Raw genomic sequence first — 12,471 nt, forward strand, 5'->3', positions numbered from 1 at the left:
TTCGGCGAACTGGAAACCCTCGGCGAGCTGACCAAGATCGCCTGGAAACACGACGTCCAGGTGATGATCGAAGGCCCCGGCCACGTGCCGATGCAATTGATCAAGGAGAACATGGACAAGCAGCTGGAATGCTGCGACGAGGCGCCGTTCTACACCCTCGGCCCGCTGACCACCGACATCGCGCCGGGCTACGACCACATCACCTCGGGCATCGGCGCGGCGATGATCGGTTGGTTCGGTTGCGCCATGCTCTGCTACGTTACTCCCAAGGAACATCTGGGTCTGCCGAACAAGGATGACGTGAAAACCGGGATCATCACCTACAAGATCGCCGCCCATGCGGCAGACCTTGCCAAAGGTCATCCCGGGGCGCAGATTCGCGATAACGCATTGAGCAAGGCGCGTTTCGAGTTCCGCTGGGAAGACCAGTTCAACTTGGGCCTCGATCCGGATACCGCGCGGGCCTACCACGACGAAACGCTGCCGAAGGACTCGGCCAAGGTGGCGCACTTCTGCTCCATGTGCGGGCCGAAGTTCTGCTCGATGAAGATCACCCAGGAAGTGCGGGTCTATGCTGAAGAGCAACGCATCGCCGCGCTGGAGCTGGATCAGGAAGTGGAGCAGGGCATGCAGGCCAAGGCCGAAGAGTTCAAGGCGCAGGGCGCGCAGCTCTATCACAGGGTGTGAAACTGGCCTTTGCACAGGCATGACAGGTGATGGAAACGGGCCGCACGGCCCGTTTTTTATGCCTGGAGTTTGCTCCGACACGATTAAGCGGGTTCTGTGGACGCAGCCCCGGGTGCTGTTCGGGCGAAGCACAAGCTCGCCGCAGCATTGATAGTGCATCGATCGCTTATGGCATTGTCGGTGCCCTGTTCGCTATCCTGCGGCAGCTCGAACGGCCCTCTACATCTACTTCAGTGCGCGTCATAAGAGAATCGGTATGAAGAACAAACCCTCATATATCCTCAAAGTATCCTGTCCTGGGCGTGTTGGTATCGTCGCCGCCATCGGTAACTTCCTGGCTGATCGAGGCTGCTTTATCAAGGAGCTGCACCAGTACGACGACCTGGATTCCGGACGGTTTTTCTCGACCATAGAGTTCGTCTTCGAGGGTGAGCGCAGATTCAGCGTCGAACAGTTGAAGGCGGCCTTCGAGGTAACGGCGCTGCGTTTCGAGATGGATTGGGAAATTCACGACACCACCGAGCCGGCCAAGGTGCTGATCATGGTGTCGAAGTACGACCACTGCCTGCGCGACCTGATCTACCGACGTGCCACTGGCGAACTGCATGTGCACATCACCGCCATCGTCTCCAATCACGAAGACCTGCGCGGCATGGCCGAGCACGAAGGCATCCCCTATATCTATCTGCCGGTGACCAAGGAAAACAAGTCGGAGCAGGAAGCTCGGCTACTGGAAATCATCAAGGAAACCGGTGCCGAGTTGGTGGTGCTGGCGCGTTACATGCAGGTGTTGTCCGATGCGCTCAGTAAGCAGCTGGCGGGTCGCTGCATCAACATTCACCACTCCTTCCTGCCGGGCTTCAAGGGCGCCAAACCCTACCATCAGGCCTATGATCGCGGGGTCAAACTGATCGGCGCAACGGCGCACTATGTCACTGGCGACCTCGATGAGGGGCCGATCATCGAGCAGATGGTCGAGCGGGTGAACCATGCCCATGACGCTCAGCGTCTGACCCAGGTCGGGCGCGACATGGAAGCTCAGGCGCTGGCGCGGGCGGTGAAATATCACGTGTCGCACCGGGTGTTCCAGAACGGGTTACGTACCGTGGTTTTCTGAGGCTGACGCGGGCGAAGTGCGCCCTTTAATACACTGGCGCATCACGCGTGCCAGTGTATTGGTGGAGGCGAGGTCGCCGGCCAAACGAAATACCGCAGGTCGTGCCGCGGTTCAGTGTGGCCTGGATCGTCGCGGTCAGTGCGGTAATCTATACCTCCATTTTCTGGCCGGTTGACCTGCAGCGCTAAGAGGCGGCGCTGCGGGTCTGTTGTCGGACCCTGGCTCCGGCGATCCGCTACCCAGGTCTCAACGCTCGTGCAGCATGGGCCGCATACCCCGTTTTCCAACATCGAGGACTCGTACTGATGAGCAAGCTTGCAGAAGACACCCGCCACGATCATTCCCAAGCCGAACGGATCGATGGCAAAGCCTTCGCCGAGCAGCTGCGGGCCGAGGTGGCGGTCGATGCACGCCTGTTTGCCGATTCGCACGGGCGTCAGCCCGGGCTGGCGGTAGTGCTGGTCGGTAACGATTCGGCCAGCCAGGTGTATGTGCGCACCAAGATGCGTCAGGCGGCCGAGGTGGGCATCGCGTCCTTTCCCCACCTGCTGGACGCCGACACCAGCGAGGCCGAGTTGCTCGCCCTGATCGACTCGCTGAATCGCGATGACAGTGTCGACGCCATCCTGGTACAGCTGCCGCTGCCGGCGCCGATCAACGAGACGGCGGTGATCGAGGCGATCGACCCGGCCAAGGATGTCGACGGCTTTCACCCTTACAACGTCGGTCGCCTGAGTGGCGGTCAGCCGGTACTGGTGCCCTGCACGCCGCTGGGCTGTCTGTTGCTGTTGCAGGACCGCCTCGGCGACCTCGCGGGGCTCAAGGCGGTGGTGGTCGGGCGTTCCAATATAGTCGGCAAACCGATGGCCCAGCTGCTGCTGAATGCCCACTGCACGGTGACCACGGTGCATTCGCGCAGCCGTAACCTGGTCGAGGAGTGCCGCCAGGCCGATATTCTGGTGGTGGCGGTGGGCCGGCCCGGGATGATCGGCGCCGCGCACATCAAGCCTGGAGCGACGGTACTGGATGTCGGCATCAACCGCATCGAGGATGAACAGGGCCAGGCGCACCTGGTCGGCGATGTCGACTTTGCCGCGGCGTCCGCCGTCGCCGGCGCACTGACCCCGGTGCCGGGTGGCATCGGCCCGATGACGGTCGCCTGTTTGCTGCGCAACACCCTCACCGCCGCGCAGCAGCGGCGTCAGGCGCTCGTTCGATAACCGCGGAGCAGGGCGGCCTGCCGGTCTGCATCTGCGCTATCGCGAATGCAGATCGGCAGGGTTGACGGCTCAGTCGAGGGCTATCTGCTCCAGCGCCTGTTCCAGGGTGCTCACCGTGCGTTCGATATTGTGCAGCTTGTCGAGGCCGAACAGGCCGATGCGAAAGGTCTGGAAGTCGGCCGGCTCGTCGCATTGCAGCGGCACCCCGGCGGCGATCTGCAGGCCCTGCGCGGCGAATTTCTTGCCGCTCTTGATCTCGCCATCGTCGGTGTAGCTGACCACTACGCCGGGGGCCTGAAAGCCGGCCGCGGCCACGCTCTTGATGCCCCGGCCGGTCAACAGCGCACGCACCCGCTCGCCGAGTTCCTGCTGTTCGCCGCGAACCTTGTCGAAGCCGTAGGCTTCGGTTTCCTTCATCACATCGCGAAACCGCGCCAGGGCATCGCTGGGCATGGTCGCGTGGTAGGCATGCCCGCCCTGTTCGTAGGCCTGCATGATCTGCAGCCATTTCTTCAGGTCGCAGGCGAAGCTGCTGCTCTGGGTCCGCTCGATGCGCTCCAGCGCCAAGGCGCTGAACATCACCAGGGCGCAGCATGGGGACGCGCTCCAGCCTTTCTGCGGCGCGCTGATCAGCAGATCGACGCCGCACGCCTGCATGTCGACCCACAGCGTGCCCGAGGCGATGCAGTCCAGCACGAACAGACCACCGACCGCATGCACGGCGTCGGCCACGGCGCGCAGGTAGTCATCGGGCAGGATCATCCCCGATGAGGTTTCGACATGCGGGGCGAAGACGATCTGCGGCTTCTCCGCCCGAATGCTCGCGAGCACTTCGGCGAGTGGCGGCGGGGCGAAGGCGGCTTGGCGGCCGGCCTCTATTGGCCGGGCTTTGAGCACTGTGGTGGCGGCCGGGATGTTGCCCATCTCGAGGATCTGGCTCCAGCGATAGCTGAACCAGCCGTTGCGGATCACCAGGCAGTGCTGGCCGCTGGCGAACTGCCGCGCCACCGCCTCCATACCAAAGGTGCCGCTGCCGGGGACAATCGCCACGGCCTGGGCGTTGTAGACCTGCTTCAGGGTGCTGGAAATGTCGTTCATCACCCCTTGGAACGACTGCGACATATGGTTGAGCGAGCGGTCGGTGTAGACCACCGAATATTCGACCAGGCCCTCGGGATCGATACTGGGAAAGAGCTTCGACATGCGTGACTCCTGTGGCAGAGATGTGCAGTTTTTCGACCCTGCCCTAAGCCTGGGCGAATGACAAGGCTGACGGCGGCGGATTTCCAGTGCTTGGAATGCTTGGCTGCGCTGGAGCGGCTGAGGTGGTGGCGATGCGTAGGCTGGGTTGGCCGCAGGCGCAGCCCATCGACGGCCGGAAGGGCTGGCCACGGCGGCGTTCGATGGGTTACGCCGCTACGCGGCTAACCCACCACAAGAGCGGCCGTTTACAGAAACAGGCCGCTCAGCGGCGAGGAGGCGTCGCCGCTGAGCCGGCGCGGCATGCGGCCGGCCAGGTAGGCTTCGCGGCCGGCTTCGACTGCCTTGCGCATCGCCGAGGCCATGCGGATCGGCTCGCGCGCGCGGGCGATGGCGGTGTTCATCAGCACCCCGTCGCAGCCCAGTTCCATGGCGATGGCGGCGTCCGAAGCGGTGCCGACGCCGGCGTCGACTATCACCGGCACCTTGGCGTTCTCGACGATCAGGCGGATGTTGTAGGGGTTGCGAATGCCCAGCCCGGAGCCGATCGGCGCGCCCAGCGGCATCACCGCGACGCAGCCGAGTTCCTCCAGGCGCCGCGCCACCAGCGGGTCATCGCTGGTGTAGACCATCACCTTGAAACCCAGCTCGACCAGCTGGCGGGCGGCGATCAGGGTTTCGCCGATGTCCGGGTAGAGGGTCTGGCTGTCGCCGAGTACTTCCAGTTTGACCAGGTTGTGGCCATCCAGCAGTTCGCGCGCCAGCAGGCAGGTGCGCACCGCATCCTTGGCCGTGTAGCAGCCGGCGGTGTTGGGCAGCAGGGTGAAGCGCTCGGGCGCTATGGTCTCGAGCAGGTTGGGTTGCTGGGCGTCCTGGCCGAGGTTGCTGCGGCGCACCGCGAAGGTGACGATCTGCGCCGCGCTGGCCTCGATCGCCGCGCCGGTCTCGCTCAGGTCGGCGTAGTGGCCGGTGCCAACCAGCAGGCGTGAGGCGAAGGCCTGGCCGGCGATCAACAGCGGGTCGGGGATTGCGGTCGCGATAGTCATAGAGGCTCCGGGTCGGGAAGAGGGGAATGCCGGCGGCGATCAGCCGCCGCCGATGGCGTGCACTATCTCCAGGCGGTCGCCCTGTTGCAGGCACACCGTGGCGTACTCGCTACGCGGTACCACCTCGAGGTTGTACTCGATGGCCAGGCGCCGCTCTTGCAGCTGCAAGTGGATGAGCAGCTGCGCCAGGCTGAGGCCAGCCGGCAGTTGCTGAGTCATGCCGTTGATCTGCACTTCAATCATGCGCGCTCTCCTGCCGCGGGGCGGTGGTGGCTGTCGTGCCTGCATGGTTGGAGCAATCGTGGTGGTCTTGAAGGGCCAGTCGGGGCTACGGCACTGGTCCAGTGAGGCGTCCGCCGGCTGGCATCACGCTTGGGCAATAACTGGTTCTAACTGCGCCCGCTGCTTGCTCTTAGTTTCGTCATCAAGGGTGGGCCGGGCAGTGTCGCATCGCGCTCTACCGTCAATCTCTCGGTGTCTGGAGCTTGTCTCCTGCCCGGCGGCCAACAATAAAAATGCTCCAGTCAGGAGGTAAGCATGAACACCACAGCTCACGAATACAATGCAGCCGAGGCCTTGGCCAGTGACCGCGCCCACGTCTGGCATCACCTGTCGCAGCACAAGCCGCTGGAGCAGAACGATCCGCTGATGATCGTCGAAGGCAAGGGCATGCGCGTCTGGGACATCAAGGGTAACGAATACCTGGATGCGGTCTCCGGCGGTGTGTGGACCGTCAACGTCGGCTACGGCCGCGAGAGCATCGCCGATGCGGTGCGCGATCAGCTGGTGAAGATGAACTACTTCGCCAACTCCGCCGGCAACATCCCCGGCGCGCTGTTCGCCAAGAAGCTGATCGAGAAGATGCCGGGCCTGAGCCGGGTGTACTACTCCAACTCCGGTTCCGAGGCCAACGAGAAGGCCTACAAGATCGTGCGCCAGATCGCGCACAAGAAGTACGGCGGCAAGAAGTACAAGATTCTGTTCCGCGAGCGCGACTACCACGGCACCACCATCACCGCGCTGAGTTCCACCGGCCAGTTCGAACGCAAGAACCAGTACGGCCCCTTCACCCCGGGCTTCGTCGAATTCCCGCATTGCTGCGAATACCGTTCGCAGTTCGGTGACGTGGCCGACTACGGCGTGCGCGCCGCCCTGGAAATGGAGCGGGTGATACTCGCCGAAGGGCCGGACACCGTCGGCGCCGTGGTGCTCGAGCCGATCACCGCCGGCGGTGGGGTGATCACTCCGCCGGCCGGTTACTGGGAAACCATTCAGGCGATCTGCAAGAAGTACGACATCCTCCTGCACATCGACGAAGTGGTCTGTGGCCTGGGCCGTACCGGTACCTGGTTCGGCTATCAGCACTACGGCATCAAGCCGGACATAGTCACCATGGCCAAGGGCGTGGCCAGCGGCTATGCGGCGATTTCCTGCACTGTGACCACCGAGGAAGTGTTCGAAGCGTTCAAGGGCGAGGCCGATGACCGCATGGGCTACTTCCGTGACATCAGCACCTTCGGCGGCTGCACTGCAGGCCCGGCGGCGGCGCTGGAGAACATGCGCATCATCGAGGAAGAAGGCCTGCTGGAGAACGTCACCCAGATGGGCGAATACTTCATGGGTCGCCTGCGTGAGCTGCAGGACAAGTACCAGGTGATCGGCGATGTGCGCGGCAAGGGCCTGTTCTGTGGCCTGGAGCTGGTCAAGGACCGCAAGACCAAGGAGCCGGTGCCCGAGAGCCTGCCGATGGCCATCGTCGCCGACTGCTTGCGCCAGGGCGTGATGATCGGGCGGACCAACCGCAGCTTCGAGCAGTTCAACAACACCCTGTGCTTCAGCCCGGCGTTGATTGCCACTCAGGATGATCTGGATCGGATCATCGAGGCCCTGGACAGCGCCTTCGGCCGTCTGGCCGCCAATCCGTAAGGCTCGCCAAACCGTAGCAGACCGGGCATCCAGCTTAGCTGGGTGACCCGGTTTTTTGCGTGTCTGCAGCGTTGCATACCGCGTGCTAGATGGTCTTGTCGAAGTGTTGTTGCTAGTCTGCTGGGCACTCGCCAGGCACGCGCTGGCAAGAGCATTCTGAAGTGGCTGGCCGAGCGGTATGCGGCGCCAGCGCTTGTCGTTCGTTCAGTCGAGGCCGCCATGTTCCAGCTGTTCCATTTGTCTGCCGAAAAATCCACCAGCTTGCAGCAGCAACTGCGCGAGCAGATCGCCCAGGTCATACTCAACGGCAATATCCCGCTCGACAGCCCGCTGCCGTCCAGCCGCAAGCTGGCCAAACAGCTGAACATCGCGCGCAACACCGTGGTCCTGGCCTACGAACACCTGCTCGACGATGGCTACCTGTTGGCCCGCGAGCGCAGCGGTTATTACGTCAACCCGGATATTCTGGCGCGCAAGGTCGAGTCGCCGCGTGCGGCTAAGGACGAGTCCGCTGGCAGCTCGCCGGACTGGGCGCGGCGGCTGGTGGTGCAGCCCTCGCAGCAGCGCAACATGAGCAAGCCACGCGACTGGCAGAATTTTAAATACCCCTTTATCTACGGCCAGTTCGACCCGGCCCTGTTTCCCACTGCCAACTGGCGTGAATGCTGCCGCGATGCGGTGAGCATCCCGGCGATCCGCGATTGGGCTTCGGACCGCTTCGATAACGACGATCCATTGTTGATGGAACAGATCAGGACGCGCCTGCTGCCGCGTCGCGGGGTGTGGGCCTCGCCCGAGCAGATTCTGGTCACCGTCGGCGCGCAGCACGCCTTGTACATGCTGGCGCGTCTGCTGTTGCGCCCCGACAGCCTGATGGGCATCGAAGACCCGGGCTACATGGATATCCGCAATATCGCCCTGCTCAACCCGTCGCGGGTTCAGCCCTTGGCGGTGGACAACCATGGCTTGGTGCTGAGCGACCAGCTGAATGGCTGCGACCTGATCTACACCACCCCCAGCCACCAGTGCCCGAGCACCGTGACCATGCCCCTGGAGCGCCGCTACGAACTGTTGCAGCGGGCCAACGAGCACGACTTTCTGATCATCGAGGACGACTACGAGAGCGAGACAAACTTCAAGGCCAACCCGATCCCGGCGCTCAAGAGCCTGGATAAGAACGATCGGGTGCTCTACGTCGGCAGCCTGTCGAAGACCCTGGCGCCGGGCCTGCGAGTGGGCTATCTGGTCGGTCCCGAAGCCTTGATCCGCGAGGCACGCGCCCTGCGTCGGTTGATGGTGCGCCATCCGGCGGCGAACAATCAGCGCTCGGTGGCGCTGTTTCTCGAACGCGGCTACCACGATGCGCTGATCATGAGCCTGATGCGCGCCTACGAGGAGCGTCATCAGCAGATGGGCGACGCCCTGCATGAGTACCTGCCGGAATCCTCTCAGGAGCCGAGCTTTGGCGGCTCCTGCTACTGGGTCAAGGGCCCCGACGGCCTGGATGCGCGACGCCTGCAGAAGGAGGCCGCCGCCCATGGCATCCTCATCGAGCCCGGCGATATCCATTTCTACGGCGAGCAACCGCCGCTCAACTACTTCCGCCTGGGCTACTCGTCGATTCCCGCCGAGCGCATCCGTCCGGGGATCAAACTGCTCGCCGAGCTGATCCAGCAGCTCAGCTGAGTCTGCTCTAGCTGCCTTCGTGCCGGTAAGTGGGTTGTCTCTGCCATAACCAGCGGTTTCGCTGGGTTAGACGCGTGCGCGGCGGTCCGCTCGAGTCGCCGGATTGGGCGCGACATAACCCAGCATCGGTGGCGCGATTACCGACGCCGTGCTGGGTTACTCGGCGTTCGGAAAATGCATCGCCTGTGCCTCGTCGACATGCGCCGCTAACCCAGCCTACGAGGCGGATTCAGTTTCGTAGGCTGGGTTAGACGCGTGTGCGGTGGTCCGCTCAAGCAGCCTAATTGGGCGCGACGTAACCCAGCATCGGTGGCGCGAGTGGCGGCGCCGTGCCGGGTTACGCGACGCTCGTAAAATGCATCGGCTGTGCCTCGTCGACATGCGCCGCTAACCCAGCCTACGAGGTGGCATCCGAACCGCCTCGTCAGCATCACACTGTTCAGGCAACACGCGGGTCCGCGCTGCCTGGCAGGGTATTTCCTGGCGCAACAGCTGGTCCGCAACTGGTTCTATCTGCCTCTTCCCCCTCGCTCCTACTCTAGCTCCAAGCCAGCCAGTCCTCGCTTCAAGGCGAACAACAGACGGCTCGCTCGACTTGCCCCAAGACTCCATCACAACAACAACGGGAGAGATCGGCATGCTTATTGGAGTTCCTAAAGAGATCAAGAACCACGAGTACCGCGTCGGCATGGTACCTGCCAGTGTGCAGGAGCTGACCAGCCGCGGGCATGCGGTGCTGGTGCAAACCCAGGCCGGCGCCAGCATCGGCTTCAGCGATGAGGATTACCGCGCGGCTGGCGCGACTATCGCCGCCAGCGCCGCCGAGGTGTTCGCCAACGCCGAGATGATCGTCAAGGTCAAGGAACCGCAGGCCGCCGAGCGCAAGCAGCTGCGCCGCGACCAGCTGCTGTTCACCTACCTGCACCTGGCGCCGGATCGTGAGCAGACCGTCGACCTGATGGAAAGCGGTGCCACCTGCATCGCCTACGAGACCGTGACCTCCAGCCGTGGCGGCCTGCCGCTGCTGGCGCCGATGTCGGAAGTGGCCGGGCGCATGTCGATCCAGGCCGGCGCCAGCTGCCTGGAAAAATCCCGTGGCGGGCGTGGCGTGTTGCTCGGCGGCGTGCCGGGCGTGGAATCGGCCAAGGTGGTGATCATCGGTGGCGGTGTGGTCGGCTCGAATGCCGCGCGCATGGCTCTGGGCATGGGCGCGCAAGTAGTGGTGCTGGATCGCAGCGTCGAAGTGCTGCGGCGTCTGGTCAGCGAGTTCGGTACCCAGTTGCAGACGGTGCTGTCGACCCGCGCGGAACTCGAAGAGCACGTGCTCTCGGCCGACCTGGTGATCGGTGGCGTACTGATCCCCGGCGCCGCCGCGCCCAAGCTGGTCACCGCCGAAATGGTCCGCGCCATGAAGCCGGGCTCGGCGATAGTCGACGTGGCCATCGACCAGGGTGGCTGCTTCGAGACCTCGCATGCCACCACCCACCAGGACCCCACCTACATAGTCGACGACGTGGTGCATTACTGCGTGGCCAACATGCCTGGCGCGGTCGCTCGTACTTCGACCCTGGCGCTCAACAACGCCACCTTGCCGCACATAGTCGCCTTGGCTGACCTGGGCTGGCAGGAGGCACTGCGTCGAGACCCGCATCTGGCCAACGGCCTGAACATTCATGCCGGACAGGTCACCTGCCCGGAAGTGGCCGAGGCTCTCGGCTATCCCTGTGCGCCCATGCCGCTCAACGGCTGAGCCCCGAGTAACCGGCGGCCCAGCCGCTGCACCTTAAGTAACGAGAGGAATATCGACATGCCACGCATGACCCCCAGCGAAGCAATGGTAGAAACCCTGGTCGCCAACGGCGTCACCGACGTCTTCGGCATCATGGGCTCGGCCTTTATGGATGCGATGGATATCTTCGCTCCGGCCGGCATCCGTTTTATCCCGGTGGTTCACGAGCAGGGCGCCGGTCACATGGCCGACGGCTTCTCACGGGTCAGTGGTCGTCACGGCGTGTGCATCGCGCAGAACGGCCCCGGCATCACCAACTTCGTCACCGCCATCGCCGCCGCCTACTGGGCGCACAGCCCGGTGGTAGTGATCACCCCGGAAACCGGCTCGATGAGCCAGGGTCTCGGTGGCTTCCAGGAAGCCCAACAGCTGCCGTTCTTCGAGACCATCACCAAGTACCAGGCCCATGTGCCGAATCCGGCGCGCATGGCCGAACTGACCGGGCGCTGCTTCGACCGCGCCATGCAGGAAAACGGTCCGACCCAGCTGAACATTCCGCGTGACTTCTTCTACGGCGATATCAACGTCGAGATTCCCACGCCGATCCGTATCGAGCGCAGCGCCGGCGGCGAGCAGAGCCTGGCCGAAGCCGCCCAGTTGCTGGCCTCGGCGAAGAATCCGGTGATCATCTCCGGTGGTGGCGTGGTCATGGGCGACGCGGTCGAGGCCTGCCAGGCGCTGGCCGAATACCTCGGCGCGCCGGTGGTCAACAGCTACCTGCACAACGACTCCTTCCCGGCCAGCCATCAGCTGTGGTGCGGTCCGCTCGGCTATCAGGGTTCCAAGGCAGCGATGAAACTGCTGTCGCGCGCCGACGTGGTACTGGCCCTGGGTACTCGCCTGGGTCCATTCGGCACCCTGCCGCAGCACGGCATGGATTACTGGCCGAAGCAGGCCAAGGTGATTCAGATCGACTGCGACTCGAAAATGCTCGGCCTGGTGAAGAAAATCACCGTCGGCATCTGCGGCGACGCCAAGGCCGCGGCGGTCAACCTGCTCGGTCGCCTGGAGAACCTCGACGTCCTGTGCCTGGAGAACAAGGGCGCGCGTGCCGAGGAAATCGCCAAGGAAAAAGCCGACTGGGAAGCCGAACTGAGCGCCTGGATCCACGAGAAGGACGAATACTCGCTGGACATGATCAAGGAGCAGAGCGGCGAGGACGGCAACTACCTGCATCCGCGTCAGGTCCTGCGTGAGCTGGAGAAGGCCATGCCGGCCGACGCCATGGTCTCCACCGACATCGGCAACATCAACTCGGTGTCCAACAGCTACCTGCGTTTCGAGAAGCCGCGCTCGTTCTTCGCCGCCATGAGCTTCGGCAACTGCGGTTACGCGCTGCCGACCATCATCGGCGCCAAAGTCGCCGCACCGCATCGCACCGCGATCTCCTACGCCGGTGACGGCGCCTGGGGCATGTCGATGATGGAAATCATGACCTGCGTGCGCGAGAACATCCCGGTCACCTCGATCGTGTTCCACAACCGCCAGTGGGGCGCGGAGAAGAAGAACCAGGTGGACTTCTACAACCGTCGCTTCGTCGCAGGCGAGCTGGAAAACCAGAGCTTCGCCGGCATTGCCCGCTCGATGGGCGCCGAAGGCGTCACAGTCGACCGTCTGGAAGATGTCGGCCCGGCGCTCAAGGCGGCTTGCGAGGCACAAAAGGCCGGCAAGACCACGGTAATCGAGATCATGTGTACTCGCGAACTGGGCGATCCGTTCCGCCGCGATGCGCTGTCCAAGCCGGTGCGCTTCCTCGAGAAGTACAAAGACTACGTCTAAGTCGCCGAGGTGACCGGCTTG

The 12,471-nt window shown here is 63.7% G+C and carries 10 protein-coding genes; 7 read left to right on the forward strand and 3 right to left on the reverse strand.

Annotated elements, in window-relative coordinates; translation table 11 throughout:
• The 3 genes from FBY03_RS21630 to folD form a co-directional block, all read left to right on the forward strand.
• Positions 1 to 687 (forward strand): phosphomethylpyrimidine synthase ThiC (locus FBY03_RS21630; RefSeq protein WP_178090753.1); only part of this gene is annotated, 687 nt, incomplete at its 5' end.
• 256 nt (positions 688 to 943) lie between these two features.
• Positions 944 to 1,804: a formyltetrahydrofolate deformylase gene (purU, locus tag FBY03_RS21635; RefSeq protein ID WP_147174411.1), complete on the forward strand. Its 861-nt coding sequence runs from the start codon at positions 944 to 946 to the stop codon at positions 1,802 to 1,804.
• A gap of 305 nt (positions 1,805 to 2,109) precedes the next feature.
• The gene (gene folD / locus FBY03_RS21640; RefSeq protein ID WP_147174412.1) at positions 2,110 to 3,024 is read left to right on the forward strand and encodes a bifunctional methylenetetrahydrofolate dehydrogenase/methenyltetrahydrofolate cyclohydrolase FolD; all 915 of its coding nucleotides are present in this window, start codon (positions 2,110 to 2,112) and stop codon (positions 3,022 to 3,024) included.
• Positions 3,025 to 3,093: 69 nt separating this feature from the next.
• On the opposite strand, the gene FBY03_RS21645 is transcribed toward folD, so the two are convergent.
• The 3 genes from FBY03_RS21645 to thiS all read right to left on the reverse strand — a co-directional run bounded on the left by FBY03_RS21645 (position 3,094) and on the right by thiS (position 5,510).
• On the reverse strand, positions 3,094 to 4,227 hold the full coding sequence (locus FBY03_RS21645) for an aminotransferase class V-fold PLP-dependent enzyme (protein ID WP_147174413.1): 1,134 nt from the start codon (positions 4,225 to 4,227) through the stop codon (positions 3,094 to 3,096).
• Positions 4,228 to 4,472: 245 nt separating this feature from the next.
• The gene (locus FBY03_RS21650; protein ID WP_025164934.1) at positions 4,473 to 5,270 is read right to left on the reverse strand and encodes a thiazole synthase; all 798 of its coding nucleotides are present in this window, start codon (positions 5,268 to 5,270) and stop codon (positions 4,473 to 4,475) included.
• A 39-nt stretch (positions 5,271 to 5,309) separates the two neighbouring features.
• The gene (gene thiS / locus FBY03_RS23145; RefSeq protein WP_218570810.1) at positions 5,310 to 5,510 is read right to left on the reverse strand and encodes a sulfur carrier protein ThiS; all 201 of its coding nucleotides are present in this window, start codon (positions 5,508 to 5,510) and stop codon (positions 5,310 to 5,312) included.
• Between the two features lie 297 nt (positions 5,511 to 5,807).
• On the opposite strand from thiS, the gene FBY03_RS21655 reads away from it, so the two are divergent.
• From FBY03_RS21655 to xsc, 4 genes are all read left to right on the forward strand, one after another.
• The gene (locus FBY03_RS21655) at positions 5,808 to 7,196 is read left to right on the forward strand and encodes an aspartate aminotransferase family protein (RefSeq protein ID WP_147174414.1); all 1,389 of its coding nucleotides are present in this window, start codon (positions 5,808 to 5,810) and stop codon (positions 7,194 to 7,196) included.
• A gap of 219 nt (positions 7,197 to 7,415) precedes the next feature.
• Entirely contained in the window at positions 7,416 to 8,882 is a 1,467-nt protein-coding gene (locus FBY03_RS21660) for a PLP-dependent aminotransferase family protein (RefSeq protein WP_147174415.1), read from the forward strand.
• A gap of 637 nt (positions 8,883 to 9,519) precedes the next feature.
• Entirely contained in the window at positions 9,520 to 10,632 is a 1,113-nt protein-coding gene (gene ald, locus FBY03_RS21665) for an alanine dehydrogenase (protein WP_025164938.1), read from the forward strand.
• 57 nt (positions 10,633 to 10,689) lie between these two features.
• The gene (gene xsc / locus FBY03_RS21670) at positions 10,690 to 12,450 is read left to right on the forward strand and encodes a sulfoacetaldehyde acetyltransferase (protein ID WP_147174416.1); all 1,761 of its coding nucleotides are present in this window, start codon (positions 10,690 to 10,692) and stop codon (positions 12,448 to 12,450) included.
• Positions 12,451 to 12,471: the final 21 nt, after the last annotated feature.

Origin of the sequence: Pseudomonas sp. SJZ079 (assembly GCF_007993865.1) — a bacterium.
In the GTDB taxonomy this organism is placed as follows: domain Bacteria; phylum Pseudomonadota; class Gammaproteobacteria; order Pseudomonadales; family Pseudomonadaceae; genus Aquipseudomonas.